This window comes from Paraperibacillus marinus, from assembly GCF_046237605.1.
In the GTDB taxonomy this organism is placed as follows: Bacteria; Bacillota; Bacilli; order Bacillales; family DSM-1321; genus Paraperibacillus; species Paraperibacillus marinus.
Genome location: NZ_CP143542.1, coordinates 262,916 through 280,733 on the forward strand (window position 1 = coordinate 262,916; position 17,818 = coordinate 280,733).

11 protein-coding genes, 1 tRNA gene and 5 rRNA genes are annotated in these 17,818 nt (G+C 49.3%); 14 read left to right on the forward strand and 3 right to left on the reverse strand.

Going from position 1 to position 17,818, the window contains the following annotated elements:
- Positions 1-118 precede the first annotated feature (118 nt).
- The 11 genes from V1498_RS01495 to V1498_RS01545 all read left to right on the forward strand — a co-directional run bounded on the left by V1498_RS01495 (position 119) and on the right by V1498_RS01545 (position 12,753).
- Positions 119-3,068 (forward strand): 23S ribosomal RNA (locus V1498_RS01495).
- Positions 3,069-3,148: 80 nt separating this feature from the next.
- Positions 3,149-3,265 (forward strand): 5S ribosomal RNA (rrf, locus tag V1498_RS01500).
- A gap of 336 nt (positions 3,266-3,601) precedes the next feature.
- A 16S ribosomal RNA gene (locus V1498_RS01505) occupies positions 3,602-5,152 on the forward strand.
- Positions 5,153-5,493: 341 nt separating this feature from the next.
- A 23S ribosomal RNA gene (locus tag V1498_RS01510) occupies positions 5,494-8,443 on the forward strand.
- A gap of 80 nt (positions 8,444-8,523) precedes the next feature.
- A 5S ribosomal RNA gene (gene rrf / locus V1498_RS01515) occupies positions 8,524-8,640 on the forward strand.
- Together the 16S, 23S and 5S rRNA genes with 1 tRNA gene alongside form the textbook arrangement of a ribosomal RNA operon.
- Before the next feature lie 168 nt (positions 8,641-8,808).
- Positions 8,809-8,882, forward strand: a tRNA-Met gene (locus V1498_RS01520).
- 587 nt (positions 8,883-9,469) lie between these two features.
- A complete protein-coding gene (gene tsaE, locus V1498_RS01525) occupies positions 9,470-9,925 on the forward strand; it encodes a tRNA (adenosine(37)-N6)-threonylcarbamoyltransferase complex ATPase subunit type 1 TsaE (RefSeq protein ID WP_409296571.1) in 456 nt (151 codons plus the stop codon).
- Positions 9,922-10,611 (forward strand): tRNA (adenosine(37)-N6)-threonylcarbamoyltransferase complex dimerization subunit type 1 TsaB, encoded by a 690-nt coding sequence (gene tsaB / locus V1498_RS01530; RefSeq protein WP_409296572.1) that lies wholly within the window; start codon positions 9,922-9,924, stop codon positions 10,609-10,611. Before tsaE ends, tsaB begins: the two co-directional genes overlap by 4 nt.
- 26 nt (positions 10,612-10,637) lie before the next feature.
- Positions 10,638-11,087 (forward strand): ribosomal protein S18-alanine N-acetyltransferase, encoded by a 450-nt coding sequence (gene rimI / locus V1498_RS01535; protein WP_409296573.1) that lies wholly within the window; start codon positions 10,638-10,640, stop codon positions 11,085-11,087.
- Positions 11,084-12,091, forward strand: coding sequence for a tRNA (adenosine(37)-N6)-threonylcarbamoyltransferase complex transferase subunit TsaD (gene tsaD / locus V1498_RS01540; RefSeq protein WP_409296574.1), 1,008 nt, complete (start codon positions 11,084-11,086; stop codon positions 12,089-12,091). Before rimI ends, tsaD begins: the two co-directional genes overlap by 4 nt.
- Positions 12,092-12,561: 470 nt before the next feature.
- Complete coding sequence (locus tag V1498_RS01545) at positions 12,562-12,753, forward strand: hypothetical protein (protein ID WP_409296575.1); 192 nt, start codon at positions 12,562-12,564, stop codon at positions 12,751-12,753.
- A 210-nt stretch (positions 12,754-12,963) separates the two neighbouring features.
- On the opposite strand, the gene V1498_RS01550 is transcribed toward V1498_RS01545, so the two are convergent.
- On the reverse strand, positions 12,964-14,892 hold the full coding sequence (locus V1498_RS01550) for an ABC-F family ATP-binding cassette domain-containing protein (RefSeq protein WP_409296576.1): 1,929 nt from the start codon (positions 14,890-14,892) through the stop codon (positions 12,964-12,966).
- Between the two features lie 187 nt (positions 14,893-15,079).
- Between V1498_RS01550 and moaC the strand changes: the two genes are divergently transcribed.
- Entirely contained in the window at positions 15,080-15,583 is a 504-nt protein-coding gene (gene moaC / locus V1498_RS01555) for a cyclic pyranopterin monophosphate synthase MoaC (protein ID WP_409296577.1), read from the forward strand.
- Between the two features lie 24 nt (positions 15,584-15,607).
- Positions 15,608-16,264 carry a redox-sensing transcriptional repressor Rex gene (locus V1498_RS01560; protein WP_409296578.1) on the forward strand — a complete coding sequence of 219 codons (657 nt, stop codon included), beginning with the start codon at positions 15,608-15,610 and terminating at the stop codon, positions 16,262-16,264.
- Between the two features lie 38 nt (positions 16,265-16,302).
- Here V1498_RS01560 and V1498_RS01565 read toward each other — a convergent pair whose 3' ends face one another.
- A complete protein-coding gene (locus V1498_RS01565) occupies positions 16,303-16,503 on the reverse strand; it encodes a YdiK family protein (RefSeq protein WP_409291115.1) in 201 nt (66 codons plus the stop codon).
- Entirely contained in the window at positions 16,500-17,234 is a 735-nt protein-coding gene (locus V1498_RS01570) for a lysostaphin resistance A-like protein (RefSeq protein ID WP_409296579.1), read from the reverse strand. Before V1498_RS01570 ends, V1498_RS01565 begins: the two co-directional genes overlap by 4 nt.
- A gap of 295 nt (positions 17,235-17,529) precedes the next feature.
- Here V1498_RS01570 and groES point away from each other — a divergent pair, with 295 nt between their 5' ends.
- Positions 17,530-17,814: a co-chaperone GroES gene (groES, locus tag V1498_RS01575; protein ID WP_409291117.1), complete on the forward strand. Its 285-nt coding sequence runs from the start codon at positions 17,530-17,532 to the stop codon at positions 17,812-17,814.
- Positions 17,815-17,818: the final 4 nt, after the last annotated feature.

Below are 17,818 nucleotides of genomic sequence, written 5' to 3' on the forward strand. Positions count from 1 at the left end.
TTTGCGTCATTTTACCGCATCGAGTAATAAACCGAGTTAAGTTTTATTGTTTTATTATAGGTCGATGATTCAAGACCTGACAGCCCTTCGGGCTTAGGGAAAGAACATCAGCCGAATTGGTTAAGTTAGAAAGGGCGCACGGTGAATGCCTTGGCACTAGGAGCCGATGAAGGACGGGACTAACACCGATATGCTTCGGGGAGCTGTAAGTAAGCTTTGATCCGGAGATTTCCGAATGGGGAAACCCACTGTTCGTAATGGAACAGTACCTTCACCTGAATTCATAGGGTGATGGAGGCAGACCCGGGGAACTGAAACATCTAAGTACCCGGAGGAACAGAAAGCAAATGCGATTTCCCAAGTAGCGGCGAGCGAAACGGAATGTAGCCCAAACCGAAAGGCTTGCCTTTCGGGGTTGTAGGACACTCTATACGGAGTTACAAAGGAACGGGGTAGACGAAGAGACATGGAAAGGTCCGTCGAAGAAGGTAACAACCCTGTAGTCGAAACTTCGTTCCCTCCAGAGTGGATCCTGAGTACGGCGGGACACGTGAAATCCCGTCGGAAGCAGGGAGGACCATCTCCCAAGGCTAAATACTACCTAGTGACCGATAGTGAACCAGTACCGTGAGGGAAAGGTGAAAAGCACCCCGGAAGGGGAGTGAAAGAGATCCTGAAACCGTGTGCCTACAAGTAGTCAGAGCCCTATGTCCCTTTTAGGGAAACGGGTGATGGCGTGCCTTTTGTAGAATGAACCGGCGAGTTACGATTTCATGCAAGGTTAAGTTGATGAGACGGAGCCGCAGCGAAAGCGAGTCTGAATAGGGCGAATGAGTATGAGGTCGTAGACCCGAAACCAGGTGATCTACCCATGTCCAGGGTGAAGTTCAGGTAACACTGAATGGAGGCCCGAACCCACGCACGTTGAAAAGTGCGGGGATGAGGTGTGGGTAGCGGAGAAATTCCAATCGAACCTGGAGATAGCTGGTTCTCTCCGAAATAGCTTTAGGGCTAGCCTCAAGTGTTAAGAGTCTTGGAGGTAGAGCACTGATTGGACTAGGGGCCCATCTCGGGTTACCGAATTCAGTCAAACTCCGAATGCCAATGACTTTTCCTTGGGAGTCAGACTGCGAGTGATAAGATCCGTAGTCAAAAGGGAAACAGCCCAGACCACCAGCTAAGGTCCCAAAGTATACGTTAAGTGGAAAAGGATGTGGAGTTGCTTAGACAACCAGGATGTTGGCTTAGAAGCAGCCACCATTTAAAGAGTGCGTAATAGCTCACTGGTCGAGTGACTCTGCGCCGAAAATGTACCGGGGCTAAACGTATCACCGAAGCTGTGGGTGGACACCTAGGGTGTCCGCGGTAGGAGAGCGTTCTAAGGGCTGAGAAGCCAGACCGGAAGGACTGGTGGAGCGCTTAGAAGTGAGAATGCCGGTATGAGTAGCGAAAGAAGGGTGAGAATCCCTTCCACCGAATGCCTAAGGTTTCCTGAGGAAGGCTCGTCCGCTCAGGGTTAGTCGGGACCTAAGCCGAGGCCGAAAGGCGTAGGCGATGGACAACAGGTTGATATTCCTGTACCACCTATTCATCGTTTGAGCGATGGGGGGACGCAGTAGGATAGGGTAAGCGCGCTGTTGGATTAGCGCGTCCAAGCAGTTAGGCTGAAAACGAGGCAAATCCCGTTTTCACATAAGCTGAGCTGTGATGGCGAGGGAAATTTAGTACCGAAGTTCCTGATTCCACACTGCCAAGAAAAGCCTCTAGCGAGATGAAGGGTGCCCGTACCGCAAACCGACACAGGTAGGCGAGGAGAGAATCCTAAGGTGTGCGAGAGAACTCTCGTTAAGGAACTCGGCAAAATGACCCCGTAACTTCGGGAGAAGGGGTGCTCATCTGGGTGAATAGCCCGGATGAGCCGCAGTGAATAGGCCCAGGCGACTGTTTAGCAAAAACACAGGTCTCTGCGAAGCCGCAAGGCGAAGTATAGGGGCTGACGCCTGCCCGGTGCTGGAAGGTTAAGGGGAGAGGTTAGCGTAAGCGAAGCTTTGAACCGAAGCCCCAGTAAACGGCGGCCGTAACTATAACGGTCCTAAGGTAGCGAAATTCCTTGTCGGGTAAGTTCCGACCCGCACGAAAGGCGTAACGATCTGGGCACTGTCTCAACGAGAGACTCGGTGAAATTATACTACCTGTGAAGATGCAGGTTACCCGCGACAGGACGGAAAGACCCCGTGGAGCTTTACTGCAGCCTGATATTGAATTTTGGTACAGCTTGTACAGGATAGGTAGGAGCCTTTGAAGCCGGAGCGCCAGCTTCGGTGGAGGCATCGGTGGGATACTACCCTGGCTGTATTGAAATTCTAACCCGCGCCCCTTATCGGGGCGGGAGACAGTGTCAGGCGGGCAGTTTGACTGGGGCGGTCGCCTCCTAAAGAGTAACGGAGGCGCCCAAAGGTTCCCTCAGAATGGTTGGAAATCATTCGCAGAGTGTAAAGGCACAAGGGAGCTTGACTGCGAGACCTACAAGTCGAGCAGGGACGAAAGTCGGGCTTAGTGATCCGGTGGTTCCGCATGGAAGGGCCATCGCTCAACGGATAAAAGCTACCCCGGGGATAACAGGCTTATCTCCCCCAAGAGTCCACATCGACGGGGAGGTTTGGCACCTCGATGTCGGCTCATCGCATCCTGGGGCTGTAGTCGGTCCCAAGGGTTGGGCTGTTCGCCCATTAAAGCGGTACGCGAGCTGGGTTCAGAACGTCGTGAGACAGTTCGGTCCCTATCCGTCGTGGGCGCAGGAAATTTGAGAGGAGCTGTCCTTAGTACGAGAGGACCGGGATGGACGCACCGCTGGTGTACCAGTTGTCTTGCCAAAGGCATCGCTGGGTAGCTATGTGCGGACGGGATAAGTGCTGAAAGCATCTAAGCATGAAGCCCCCCTCAAGATGAGATTTCCCATAGCGTCAAGCTAGTAAGATCCCTGAAAGATGATCAGGTAGATAGGTCTGAGGTGGAAGCGTGGCGACACGTGGAGCTGACAGATACTAATCGATCGAGGACTTAACCTATCTTGTTTATACTCGAAAAACGTAATGCGAATCAGCCTTTGTTATCTAGTTTTGAAGGAACGAAAGTTCATTCATATCTGTCTGGCAGTTATGGCAAAGAGGCCACACCCGTTCCCATCCCGAACACGGAAGTTAAGCTCTTTAGCGCCGATGGTAGTTGGGGGCTCTCCCCCTGTGAGAGTAGGACGCCGCCAGGCAGTAAGGAAAGATCAGCTTACTGCAGATCTTTTTTTATTGACTTAGGACCTTCAGGTCCTGATGAGTCAGCTGAAAAGGATATAAATTTGTTATTGACTCCGATGCATATCGGTGTTAATATATAAAAGCTGCTCGAAAAGAGAAGCTGAAAAACTTTTTCGAAAGTGTTGACTCACAATGAAATACATGTTATTATTATTAAGTTGCTTACAAGCGACTGACTAATATTGACTAAAGATGTTCTTTGAAAACTGAACGAAACAAGACGCCAGTTACTTCTTATTTATAGGAAGTAAACAAAACAAGTTTTAAACTTTATGAGCTATATCGAACACTTTTCGGAGAGTTTGATCCTGGCTCAGGACGAACGCTGGCGGCGTGCCTAATACATGCAAGTCGAGCGGACGGATGGGAGCTTGCTCCCTGAAGTCAGCGGCGGACGGGTGAGTAACACGTGGGCAACCTGCCCTTGAGATCGGGATAACTTCGGGAAACCGGAGCTAATACCGGATAGGTCTTTCCCTCACATGAGGGAAAGAGGAAAGACGGTTTCGGCTGTCACTCAAGGATGGGCCCGCGGCGCATTAGCTAGTTGGTGGGGTAACGGCTCACCAAGGCCACGATGCGTAGCCGACCTGAGAGGGTGATCGGCCACACTGGGACTGAGACACGGCCCAGACTCCTACGGGAGGCAGCAGTAGGGAATCTTCCGCAATGGACGAAAGTCTGACGGAGCAACGCCGCGTGAGTGAAGAAGGTTTTCGGATCGTAAAACTCTGTTGTCAGGGAAGAACAAGTGCCATAGTAACTGATGGCACCTTGACGGTACCTGGCCAGAAAGCCACGGCTAACTACGTGCCAGCAGCCGCGGTAATACGTAGGTGGCAAGCGTTGTCCGGATTTATTGGGCGTAAAGCGCGCGCAGGCGGTCTTTTAAGTCTGATGTGAAAGCCCACGGCTCAACCGTGGAGGGTCATTGGAAACTGGGAGACTTGAGTGCAGAAGAGGAGAGTGGAATTCCACGTGTAGCGGTGAAATGCGTAGAGATGTGGAGGAACACCAGTGGCGAAGGCGACTCTCTGGTCTGTAACTGACGCTGAGGCGCGAAAGCGTGGGGAGCGAACAGGATTAGATACCCTGGTAGTCCACGCCGTAAACGATGAGTGCTAAGTGTTAGAGGGTTTCCGCCCTTTAGTGCTGCAGCTAACGCATTAAGCACTCCGCCTGGGGAGTACGGCCGCAAGGCTGAAACTCAAAGGAATTGACGGGGGCCCGCACAAGCGGTGGAGCATGTGGTTTAATTCGAAGCAACGCGAAGAACCTTACCAGGTCTTGACATCCTCTGCCACTCCTAGAGATAGGACGTTCCCCTTCGGGGGACAGAGTGACAGGTGGTGCATGGTTGTCGTCAGCTCGTGTCGTGAGATGTTGGGTTAAGTCCCGCAACGAGCGCAACCCTTGATCTTAGTTGCCAGCATTAAGTTGGGCACTCTAAGGTGACTGCCGGTGACAAACCGGAGGAAGGTGGGGATGACGTCAAATCATCATGCCCCTTATGACCTGGGCTACACACGTGCTACAATGGATGGTACAAAGGGCAGCAAAGCCGCGAGGCCGAGCGAATCCCATAAAGCCATTCTCAGTTCGGATTGCAGGCTGCAACTCGCCTGCATGAAGCCGGAATCGCTAGTAATCGCGGATCAGCATGCCGCGGTGAATACGTTCCCGGGCCTTGTACACACCGCCCGTCACACCACGAGAGTTTGTAACACCCGAAGTCGGTGGGGTAACCTTTATGGAGCCAGCCGCCTAAGGTGGGACAGATGATTGGGGTGAAGTCGTAACAAGGTAGCCGTATCGGAAGGTGCGGCTGGATCACCTCCTTTCTAAGGAAAAAGCGATCTTGTTTCGTTCAGTTTTGAGGGAGCATTCCTTCAAAACCTGAAAATAAATCAGAAACGAGCTATTCGAGGAAGCGAACGAATGAACACCGGAGTGTACTTCACGTACATGAGGATGTGAATGAGTGAAGCTGACGAAGAAGAGCGACGTTTATCATTTATTTTCATCGTTCTTTGAAAACTAGATAACAATATAAGGCAAAAATGATTTGCGTCATTTTACCGCATCGAGTAATAAACCGAGTTAAGTTTTATTGTTTTATTATAGGTCGATGATTCAAGACCTGACAGCCCTTTGGGCTTAGGGAAAGAACATCAGCCGAATTGGTTAAGTTAGAAAGGGCGCACGGTGAATGCCTTGGCACTAGGAGCCGATGAAGGACGGGACTAACACCGATATGCTTCGGGGAGCTGTAAGTAAGCTTTGATCCGGAGATTTCCGAATGGGGAAACCCACTGTTCGTAATGGAACAGTACCTTCACCTGAATTCATAGGGTGATGGAGGCAGACCCGGGGAACTGAAACATCTAAGTACCCGGAGGAACAGAAAGCAAATGCGATTTCCCAAGTAGCGGCGAGCGAAACGGAATGTAGCCCAAACCGAAAGGCTTGCCTTTCGGGGTTGTAGGACACTCTATACGGAGTTACAAAGGAACGGGGTAGACGAAGAGACATGGAAAGGTCCGTCGAAGAAGGTAACAACCCTGTAGTCGAAACTTCGTTCCCTCCAGAGTGGATCCTGAGTACGGCGGGACACGTGAAATCCCGTCGGAAGCAGGGAGGACCATCTCCCAAGGCTAAATACTACCTAGTGACCGATAGTGAACCAGTACCGTGAGGGAAAGGTGAAAAGCACCCCGGAAGGGGAGTGAAAGAGATCCTGAAACCGTGTGCCTACAAGTAGTCAGAGCCCTATGTCCCTTTTAGGGAAACGGGTGATGGCGTGCCTTTTGTAGAATGAACCGGCGAGTTACGATTTCATGCAAGGTTAAGTTGATGAGACGGAGCCGCAGCGAAAGCGAGTCTGAATAGGGCGAATGAGTATGAGGTCGTAGACCCGAAACCAGGTGATCTACCCATGTCCAGGGTGAAGTTCAGGTAACACTGAATGGAGGCCCGAACCCACGCACGTTGAAAAGTGCGGGGATGAGGTGTGGGTAGCGGAGAAATTCCAATCGAACCTGGAGATAGCTGGTTCTCTCCGAAATAGCTTTAGGGCTAGCCTCAAGTGTTAAGAGTCTTGGAGGTAGAGCACTGATTGGACTAGGGGCCCATCTCGGGTTACCGAATTCAGTCAAACTCCGAATGCCAATGACTTTTCCTTGGGAGTCAGACTGCGAGTGATAAGATCCGTAGTCAAAAGGGAAACAGCCCAGACCACCAGCTAAGGTCCCAAAGTATACGTTAAGTGGAAAAGGATGTGGAGTTGCTTAGACAACCAGGATGTTGGCTTAGAAGCAGCCACCATTTAAAGAGTGCGTAATAGCTCACTGGTCGAGTGACTCTGCGCCGAAAATGTACCGGGGCTAAACGTATCACCGAAGCTGTGGGTGGACACCTAGGGTGTCCGCGGTAGGAGAGCGTTCTAAGGGCTGAGAAGCCAGACCGGAAGGACTGGTGGAGCGCTTAGAAGTGAGAATGCCGGTATGAGTAGCGAAAGAAGGGTGAGAATCCCTTCCACCGAATGCCTAAGGTTTCCTGAGGAAGGCTCGTCCGCTCAGGGTTAGTCGGGACCTAAGCCGAGGCCGAAAGGCGTAGGCGATGGACAACAGGTTGATATTCCTGTACCACCTATTCATCGTTTGAGCGATGGGGGGACGCAGTAGGATAGGGTAAGCGCGCTGTTGGATTAGCGCGTCCAAGCAGTTAGGCTGAAAACGAGGCAAATCCCGTTTTCACATAAGCTGAGCTGTGATGGCGAGGGAAATTTAGTACCGAAGTTCCTGATTCCACACTGCCAAGAAAAGCCTCTAGCGAGATGAAGGGTGCCCGTACCGCAAACCGACACAGGTAGGCGAGGAGAGAATCCTAAGGTGTGCGAGAGAACTCTCGTTAAGGAACTCGGCAAAATGACCCCGTAACTTCGGGAGAAGGGGTGCTCATCTGGGTGAATAGCCCGGATGAGCCGCAGTGAATAGGCCCAGGCGACTGTTTAGCAAAAACACAGGTCTCTGCGAAGCCGCAAGGCGAAGTATAGGGGCTGACGCCTGCCCGGTGCTGGAAGGTTAAGGGGAGAGGTTAGCGTAAGCGAAGCTTTGAACCGAAGCCCCAGTAAACGGCGGCCGTAACTATAACGGTCCTAAGGTAGCGAAATTCCTTGTCGGGTAAGTTCCGACCCGCACGAAAGGCGTAACGATCTGGGCACTGTCTCAACGAGAGACTCGGTGAAATTATACTACCTGTGAAGATGCAGGTTACCCGCGACAGGACGGAAAGACCCCGTGGAGCTTTACTGCAGCCTGATATTGAATTTTGGTACAGCTTGTACAGGATAGGTAGGAGCCTTTGAAGCCGGAGCGCCAGCTTCGGTGGAGGCATCGGTGGGATACTACCCTGGCTGTATTGAAATTCTAACCCGCGCCCCTTATCGGGGCGGGAGACAGTGTCAGGCGGGCAGTTTGACTGGGGCGGTCGCCTCCTAAAGAGTAACGGAGGCGCCCAAAGGTTCCCTCAGAATGGTTGGAAATCATTCGCAGAGTGTAAAGGCACAAGGGAGCTTGACTGCGAGACCTACAAGTCGAGCAGGGACGAAAGTCGGGCTTAGTGATCCGGTGGTTCCGCATGGAAGGGCCATCGCTCAACGGATAAAAGCTACCCCGGGGATAACAGGCTTATCTCCCCCAAGAGTCCACATCGACGGGGAGGTTTGGCACCTCGATGTCGGCTCATCGCATCCTGGGGCTGTAGTCGGTCCCAAGGGTTGGGCTGTTCGCCCATTAAAGCGGTACGCGAGCTGGGTTCAGAACGTCGTGAGACAGTTCGGTCCCTATCCGTCGTGGGCGCAGGAAATTTGAGAGGAGCTGTCCTTAGTACGAGAGGACCGGGATGGACGCACCGCTGGTGTACCAGTTGTCTTGCCAAAGGCATCGCTGGGTAGCTATGTGCGGACGGGATAAGTGCTGAAAGCATCTAAGCATGAAGCCCCCCTCAAGATGAGATTTCCCATAGCGTCAAGCTAGTAAGATCCCTGAAAGATGATCAGGTAGATAGGTCTGAGGTGGAAGCGTGGCGACACGTGGAGCTGACAGATACTAATCGATCGAGGACTTAACCTATCTTGTTTATACTCGAAAAACGTAATGCGAATCAGCCTTTGTTATCTAGTTTTGAAGGAACGAAAGTTCATTCATATCTGTCTGGCAGTTATGGCAAAGAGGCCACACCCGTTCCCATCCCGAACACGGAAGTTAAGCTCTTTAGCGCCGATGGTAGTTGGGGGCTCTCCCCCTGTGAGAGTAGGACGCTGCCGGGCAGAAACAATTTTATATTTATATCGTCGCGGGGTGGAGCAACGAGCAAAGCTTCCGATGAATAAACAGAGAGTTGTACCGATTGAACCGCTGCTTGAGTAATCTTTCTGAAATCGGGACAGTCTCAATATCAACTTGGGGCATAAGCAAAATTTTATACTTTATATCGTCGCGGGGTGGAGCAGTCTGGTAGCTCGTCGGGCTCATAACCCGAAGGTCGCAGGTTCAAATCCTGTCCCCGCAATCGCAAAAAAAGTGAAACGTCAGTTTCGCTTTTTTTATTTGGTTATAAACTGACAGCTCGTCGTTTAACTGCATAATTAAAAGATCTCCTAGCCAAGGGTAGCGATGATTCAGTTTTTTAAAAATATGTAGCGTCTTTGTGTAAAAAGCAGCATTATTTTTATAAAAAACACCTCAATTTAATAGAGAATAGCATTCCATCACTCATTTGGCTAAAATTTTGAAGTATTTGAGGGAGAAAGTGATATTTACTCGCCGAAAACCAGGATTTACTAGCGGGATTTGGTTCTTTACTCGCCGAAATCAAGATTTACTAGCGATATTTGGTCGTTTACTCGCCAAAACCCATTATTTACTCGCCAAACTATTTCCCCTCTCACCCAGAGTCCAGTCACACCCTCTAACCGGACTTCATTTGTCAGCAAGGGTCCCGATTCAGGATGGACATTCAAATCCTATTTCAATTAGCCACATTAACCCCGATGGTTTGGCTCTTTTAGATAAAATAAGGTAAACTACATATATTATGATCGTTTCCTTAGGATGCTTCATTCCTAAGGTTTTTTAGTAGAGAAGGGTGAAGTATTCATGAGTGCTTATGATTGGATTTCAAATAATGAAGAAGAAACAGCAGCATTTGCAGGAAAGCTCGCAGAACAGCTTCTTCCAGGGGATGTGATTGCTCTTGAGGGAGATTTGGGGGCGGGAAAGACGGCCTTTACCCGGGGAGTTGCAAGGGGGCTTGGCGTTAAGCGTAATGTGAACAGTCCGACGTTTACAATCATTAAGGAATATCAGGGCAGGCTGCCGCTCTATCACATGGACGTATACAGGATGGAGAATCAGGAAGAGGATCTTGGGTTTGATGAGTACTTCCACGGGCAGGGCGTCACGATCGTGGAGTGGGCCCATCTCATAGAGAGCCAGCTGCCCCGCGAATTGCTGGATATTCAAATATATCATCATCCTGATAACTCAAGGCGGTTTGTGTTTTCTCCAAAGGGCTTGCGTTATGAGAAATTATGCAAGGAGATTTTTAAATGAAAGTTTTAGCGATCGATACATCTAATTGGGTGATGGGAATAGCGCTCATGGAGGATTCTAAAGTGCTTGGGGAATATATAACCAACCTCCCGAAGAATCATTCTGTGCGGCTGATGCCATGTATTGAAGCCCTGCTTACAGAATGCGGTGTTAAGCCCAGTGAACTGGATAAGATTGTTGTGGCAAAGGGACCGGGTTCATATACTGGGGTGAGAATCGGCGTCACTATCGCAAAAACTCTTGCCTGGACATTGAAGATTCCTTTGTCAGGGGTATCAAGTCTTGAGGTGCTGGCTGCAAATGGACGGTATTTCGATGGAGTGCTTTCGCCACTGTTTGATGCGAGAAGGGGACAGATCTACACAGGGCTTTATCAATATAATGGGGAAGAGCTCGCCGAAGCTGTCAGTGACACGAATGTGCTGGCACTGGACTGGGCAGAGCAGCTGAAAAATCAAGAGCGGCAGGTGCTGTTCATTGGAAATGATGTACCGATTCACAAGGAAGCCCTGGCGGCCGTGATGGGCAGCCAGGCTGTATTCGCACCGCCGGCCCTGTACAATCCTCGCCCCAGCGAGCTGGCCGCAATCGGAATGCTTAAGAAAGACGAAGATATCCATAAGTTCGTCCCAAATTATATCCGCCTTGCCGAAGCAGAATCCAAGTGGCTGGAACAGCAAAAATAAATATATAGTGTAAGGAAGAGTTCTAAATGGGGAATTACACATACCGGCGGATGATTCCAGAGGATATCGAACAGGTATTGGCAGTGGAACATCAGTCTTTCACACTTCCCTGGAGCAGGGAAGCCTTTGAAAACGAATTGATGAATAATAAATATGCTCTTTACTTAGTTTTAGAGGATGAGGGCAGGGTCATTGGCTATTGCGGCACCTGGCTGGTGCTGGATGAGGCGCATATCACGAACATTGCCATTCTGCCCGAATACCGCGGCAGGAGTCTGGGAGAGGCTTTATTGATCAAGATGATGCAGACGGTGATGGAAATGGGCGCCATCAGCATCACTCTCGAAGTGAGGGTGAGCAATATGCCGGCACAGTCGCTTTATAGAAAGCTCGGGTTTCAAAACGGCGGTATCCGGAAAAGATATTATACCGATAATTATGAAGACGCATTAGTGATGTGGGTGAAATTGAGATGAAGGATCAAATAATTTTAGGCATAGAAACAAGCTGTGATGAAACAGCAGTCGCCATTGTCAAAAATGGACGGGATATCCTGGCCAATGTGGTGGCCTCACAGATTGAAAGTCATAAACGCTTTGGCGGAGTGGTGCCGGAGATTGCTTCAAGGCACCATGTAGAGGAAATGACCCTGGTGATCGAGGAAGCCTTGAACCAGGCTGGAATAGAATACTCGGAAATCGATGCCATTGCAGTGACAGAAGGCCCTGGTCTGGTCGGGGCCCTGCTGATCGGGGTAAATGCAGCCAAGGCGCTTTCATTTGCGCATGGAATCCCTCTTGTTGGTGTACACCATATAGCCGGCCACATTTATGCCAACCGGCTGATTACGGAAATGAAATTCCCGCTCCTTTCGCTTGTTGTCTCGGGCGGGCATACCGAGTTGGTTTACATGAAAGAGCATGGAGTATTCGAGGTAATCGGTGAAACGCGTGATGATGCGGCAGGGGAGGCATATGATAAAGTAGCAAGGACCCTGGGCCTTCCATATCCAGGCGGGCCTCATATCGACAGGCTGGCACATGAGGGCACTCCTTCGGTCAAACTGCCCCGCTCCTGGCTTGAAGAGGGTTCCTATGATTTCAGCTTCAGCGGCCTAAAATCTGCTGTAATCAATACGCTCCATAATGCTGAGCAGCGCGGCGAAGATATTATAGCTGCCAATCTGGCGGCAAGTTTTCAGGAGAGTGTCATCGATGTGCTGGTCACAAAGACACTCCGGGCTGTCCGGGAGTATGAAGTGGGACAAGTGCTTCTTGCCGGAGGTGTGGCAGCGAATAAAGGACTGCGCTCAGCGCTCGCTGCTGCCTTTGAAAAACTGCCGGAAGTAGAGCTGGTCATTCCGCCGCTGTCGCTCTGTACCGATAATGCTGCCATGATTGCGGCAGTCGGTTCTGTTTTGTTCGAAAAAGGTAAAAGATCAAGCCTTGCACTTAATGCAAATCCGGGTCTAGAATTATAATCATTTGTGCAATGTCTATGAAAGACTGCAGGCAGCTCCGATAGAAATCGGGTTGCCTGCAGTTTTTTCGTTTCCTTAATGATTTTAACTAGAATTGTAAGGGTTATTCTATTCAAAGGTAATTGGAGAGGAAGGCGCAAAGTCCTGATTCTGCTCCAAGGCTTTCGACCCTCGAGTCATAAGCCAAGCCGGCTATGGGAAGAAAGACCACTTCCCATAGCCGGCTCGTCTTATGCAAGGCTTTCGCATAAGTGTGACTAAGCTTCTGTCTTCGCTAACGCTCGCCAATCAGCAAGTCTTCTTTCGCTAACGCATAAGTGCGACTAGGCTTCTGTCTTCGCTTACGCTCGCCAATCAGCAAGTCTTCTTTATCGGGTCTCTGCCTGCCATATAATTTATAGTTTCAAATCCAGTACCTGAACATAAAGTTTTTATTTGACAGGCACCGCTTTCCGCTTTTCCAAGCGGGGATGTGCTGGATAGATGAGACCCTGCAGGAGCATCGCGGCGAGGAGGCTTACCGCCAGCACCGCGGAAAGCGAAGCGCCTGGATCGGAATCACCAGCCTGGATTACCTTCCAACCATTAAACAGCGGATATCTACTAAAATAGAACGCCTATTTGTGGATTACCTCATAATTATTGCAATATTTTGTGTATAACTTTTTCGCGAATTCGGCTGTAAGTTGTGCATAACTGTGTGTTCTGTGGATAAATACGGGTATTATTGTGGATAATGTGGAAAAGTCTGTTGATGCTTGCTATATATACTGATAAGTTGTGGATAGGTTTGTGAATAAAAAAATGGGGAGTTTTTGGCCTCAAAATGGTACTGTTTTCATAAGAAAAACCAGAGCATATGCTCTGGTTTTTTAGGTGCTTTCCTGCAGAGATTCTTCAATTTCTGCCCATTCTTCCAGCATGGTATCGAGATCCTCTTTTGCTTTTTCGAGACTGGCATTAATTTCGAGAACCTTCTCATGATCCTGGAATATCTCTGGGTCGCAAAGCTGTTCATTGTATTCGCTGATCAGCGGCTCAAGCTCATCAATCATACTCTCCAGCTCTTCAAGTCGCCTCTTCTTCTGCCTTTCCCGTTTCTGTACCTCTTTATCAATCCTGCCTGCAGGCTTTTCAGGTTTATTTTTAGGTTCATTTGCCGCGTCAAATTCGGCAAGCTCAGCCTGTTCCTGTTTTTTGGCTGCAAAGTAGTCATAGTCACCGAGATACTCCACGGCATTATGCGGGGAGAGCTCGACCACCTTGGATGCAATCCTGTTGATGAAGTAGCGGTCATGGGAAACAAAGAGAATGGTGCCTGGATAATCAACCAGGGCATTTTCAAGCACGATCTTGCTGTCCAGGTCCAGGTGGTTGGTCGGTTCATCAAGAATGAGCAGGTTTGCTTTTTCCATCATCAGCCTGGCGAGCGCCAGCCGCGCTTTTTCTCCTCCACTGAGGGTGGAGACCGGCTTTAATACATCATCGCCTGAGAACAGGAAGTTCCCAAGGATCGTGCGGATGTCTTTTTCATTCCGGCCGGGATAATCATCCCACAGCTCATTCAGCACCCGCTTATTGGACGTCAGATTGGCCTGATTTTGGTCATAATAGCCGATTTTCACGTTGGTTCCGATCTGGAAGCTTCCGCGGAGGGCCGGCATGGCACCGATCAATGTTTTTAAAAGGGTGGACTTACCTATCCCGTTCGGTCCGACAAGTGCTATGCTGTCGCCCCTTGAGACTCTGATGGAAATGTTGTCTGCTATTGTCCGGTCTTCGTAGCCGATGGCAAGGTTATGAATGCCGATAACGTCATTTCCGCTCTGCCTTTCAATGCCGAAACTGAATGAAGCTGATTTTTCATCGCCCTGGGGCCTGTCCATTTCCTGGATCTTCTCAAGCTGTTTCCGCCTGCTTTGTGCCCGCTTTGTGGTGGATGCCCGGGCAATGTTCTTTTGAACAAAGTCCTTAAGCTTTGCTATTTCATCCTGCTGCTTTTCATACTGCTTCATTTCACGCTCATAGTTTTCCGCCTTTGCGGTAAGATAGTCCGTATAATTGCCGTTATAGCGCTTGATTGCCGTCCGCGAGAGCTCATAGACCAGGCTGACAACCTTATCAAGGAAATAGCGGTCATGGGAGACGATCAAGACAGATCCGGGATAGCCCTGCAGATACTGCTCAAGCCAGGAAAGCGTCTCCAGATCCAGATGGTTTGTCGGCTCATCAAGGATTAGGATGTCAGGCTTTGTCAGCAAAAGTTTACCCAGGGCAAGCCGTGTCTTCTGACCGCCGCTGAGAGTGGAAATGGTCGTACCTGGATCAAAGCCGGAAAATTGGAGGCCGTGGAGGATGGACCGGATATCTGCTTCATACTGATAGCCGCCCATCTCCTTGAACTTCACCTGTGACAGGTCGTATTCCTTCAGCGTCCGCTGATAAATTCCTTCATCATTGTATACAGCCGGATCGGCCATCCGCTGCTCCAGATTCCGGAGCTCCTGCTCGAGCCTGCGGAGCGGGGCAAATACGGATAGCATCTCCTCCCAAATCGACAGGGAGGATTCAAGGCCGGTATCCTGTGCGAGATAGCCGATCGATACATCCTTCGGCTTAATGATTTCACCGCCGTCATAGGACATCAGCCCCGCAATGATTTTCAAGAGCGTCGACTTTCCCGCCCCGTTCCTGCCTACAAGGGCAATGCGGTCGCGTTTCTGGATTTCAAGCTTTATATTGGAAAGGGCCGTTTCGGCGCCATAATATTTTGTCAGTGCATTTACTTGAAGAAGAATCATATTTTCACCTCATAACTTAACGTTAGTGTACCTTATTTTTGAATAAAGTGGAAAGTATAATATGCTGAAGAGGACGGCATTTGTAGAAAGCATAATTACAGCTGTGCCCCCCAACATGTGATATAGTTAACAAAAACAGCGTACACAGAAGGAAGAAAATAGTGTATCATCGTAGAGAGGTGCTTTTATGGGTGATTTGACACATTTTAACGAGCAGGGAAGGGCAAGGATGGTCGATGTCAGCCAAAAGCCTGAGACCGTTAGGACCGCAGCGGCGGTGTCCAGCATTTTATTGAACGAGGAAATATACAATAAGATAGAAAACCAGGAAATGAAGAAAGGCGATGTACTCGCTGTCGCCCAGGTGGCAGGAATCATGGCCGCGAAGAATACGGCAGGCATCATTCCGATGTGCCATCCGATTCCGCTTAATGGAATCGATATCTCTTTCAGGTGGGAGCCGAGAGACGGGGCACACTCCCTTGTAATCACAGCGAGTGTCAAGACAAAGGGGAGTACAGGAGTGGAAATGGAAGCGCTAACAGCCGTCTCGGCCGCTGCCCTGACAGTCTATGACATGTGCAAGGCACTGGATAAGGGCATGGTTATAGGGCCGACTTATCTTGTTGAAAAGACAGGCGGCGTATCGAGCCAGGATTACAAAAGGGAACAAGAGCCCGGTCAAGGGTAACGAATACAGAAGAGGGGAACGGCTATGGCACAAGAACAAATCAAGATACCTCAGGCTACTGCAAGAAGACTGCCGCTGTATTACCGTTTTTTAAACAATTTGCACTCACAGGGCAAACAGCGGGTATCCTCAGCTGAATTAAGCGAGGCCGTAAAAGTGGACTCTGCGACAATCAGGAGGGATTTCTCCTATTTTGGCGCCCTTGGGAAAAAAGGCTATGGATATAATGTGAATTACCTGCTGGGGTTCTTCCGCAAAACACTGGATCAGGATGAACTGACAAAGGTGGCCCTGATTGGCGTCGGGAATTTAGGCACGGCATTTTTAAATTATAATTTCTTGAAAAACAATAATACAAAGATTGAAATTGGTTTTGATGTGGAAGAAAGCAAGGTGGGGACTTCAATTGGAGATGTTCCGATCTATCATATGGATGAATTGAAGGAAAAGCTTGTGGAGGCGGGCATCAGTGTGGCGATCCTCACTGTTCCGGCAGGAGTCGCACAGCCTATCACCGATTCCCTGGTCGAAGCGGATATCAAGGGAATCCTTAACTTTACACCTGCCCGGCTGAATGTACCGCCGGAAATCAGAGTCCATCATATTGACCTCGCAGTGGAGCTTCAGTCCTTTGTGTATTTCCTAAAACACTACCCGGTAATCGAAAAAGAAATGATATAAAAAGGGCTGCCCCGCTTCAGGCGGGACAGCCTTTTGTCTTATTTCCTCATTTTACGTACCTTTAAGTGGAGGGCAAACATCCGGATGGCCGACGCGAAATCCAATGTGGCCAAAAAGACAAGAAAGTATGAGAAAAACCCCCATCCTGACTGTGATACATTCTGTGTGGCAAACACGGTGAAGAGAACGCCGAGTGCCAGATAGATGATGGCCATAATCAATGGCGACTGTTTTCTCATAATAATCCTCCTATGAATCCCTGTACCTTTTCTGCTTCTTCCATCATTTTTTGAATATCTTCCTTATATAATGTCTGCATGATTACTACGAGCGTATTCATGGCTACGTGTGCAAATATTGGAACCATGATTCTCCGGGTCCTTACATAAAGGAAGGCAAACGAGAATCCCATGGCGGAATATAGCAGCAGATGTGCCGGCTCTCCGTGGACAAGGCCGAAGATGACCGAGCTGATTACCGCTGAAATGAAAAAATTGAATCGTTTGTACAGGGCACCGAAAATGATCTTCCGGAAAACAATTTCTTCAAGGATGGGCCCGACGACCGAGCTGACAATGATGACAAACGGCACAGCCTCAATCAGCCTGATGATATCCTTGGTGTTCTGGGAGCCGGGGTCGACACCCATCCAGCGCTCGATGTTCCCTGCTAGGGACTGGGCGAACAAGGCAAGAAACACACCGCCGACAGCCCACAGAATGGATGATGGCAGAGGTGCCGCATCACGTGCGTACATATTTTTATCCATATCCTTGCGAAGCAGGAACAGGATGATAACCAGGGCGGCAAGGAAGCTGATGATGATCCAGCACGCACCAGAGGTCAAAAGTATATCTTCACGTTCCATTCCCATCTGCACCTGAATGTACCCGACAAGCGGAATCCCGGCAAGCCCTGAGAGCTGCATGACAACATAAACGATTATGACCAGCCAGTATTCTTTTTTCAAATGATTGTTCTCCTTTATTACAACTTTTCCATCTATCGATACATGTGCCATTTTACTAACAGACAGAGTGTTGTTCAAATAATTGGACTAAAATGGACCCTACTATGACTATACTATATATGTTCCGGGCGGGTCATGCCTGCGAAACGGGACAAAGAAAAAAAATACGTTTCCTTCAGGTTTACTGCTTGCAAAATCCACCAGTTTTATTTAATATAATAATTGGTATTAGCACTCTCGGTTGATGAGTGCTAATCAATAAACATGTATATATAATTTGAGGAGGTTGTTTCAATTGTTAAGACCATTAGGTGATCGCGTAGTAATTGAACTTGTTCAATCTGAAGAAAAGACTGCCAGCGGTATCGTATTGCCGGATACTGCAAAAGAAAAGCCTTCAGAAGGAAAAGTTGTTTCTGTCGGAACAGGCCGTGTCCTGGATAACGGTGAAAAAGTCGCTTTAGAGGTTTCTGAAGGCGATCGAATCATCTTCTCAAAGTATGCTGGAACAGAAGTGAAGTACGAAGGCAGCGAATACTTAATTCTCCGTGAAAGTGACATTCTGGCTGTAATCGGCTGAGTCC

Bases quoted from the DNA above. Each gene is read 5' to 3' on its own strand.
- tsaE (WP_409296571.1), top strand. From the start codon at position 9,470: ATGAGTGCTTATGATTGGATTTCAAATAATGAAGAAGAAACAGCAGCA.
- tsaB (WP_409296572.1), top strand. From the start codon at position 9,922: ATGAAAGTTTTAGCGATCGATACATCTAATTGGGTGATGGGAATAGCG.
- rimI (WP_409296573.1), top strand. From the start codon at position 10,638: ATGGGGAATTACACATACCGGCGGATGATTCCAGAGGATATCGAACAG.
- tsaD (WP_409296574.1), top strand. From the start codon at position 11,084: ATGAAGGATCAAATAATTTTAGGCATAGAAACAAGCTGTGATGAAACA.
- V1498_RS01545 (WP_409296575.1), top strand. From the start codon at position 12,562: ATGTGCTGGATAGATGAGACCCTGCAGGAGCATCGCGGCGAGGAGGCT.
- V1498_RS01550 (WP_409296576.1), bottom strand. From the start codon at position 14,892: ATGATTCTTCTTCAAGTAAATGCACTGACAAAATATTATGGCGCCGAA.
- moaC (WP_409296577.1), top strand. From the start codon at position 15,080: ATGGGTGATTTGACACATTTTAACGAGCAGGGAAGGGCAAGGATGGTC.
- V1498_RS01560 (WP_409296578.1), top strand. From the start codon at position 15,608: ATGGCACAAGAACAAATCAAGATACCTCAGGCTACTGCAAGAAGACTG.
- V1498_RS01565 (WP_409291115.1), bottom strand. From the start codon at position 16,503: ATGAGAAAACAGTCGCCATTGATTATGGCCATCATCTATCTGGCACTC.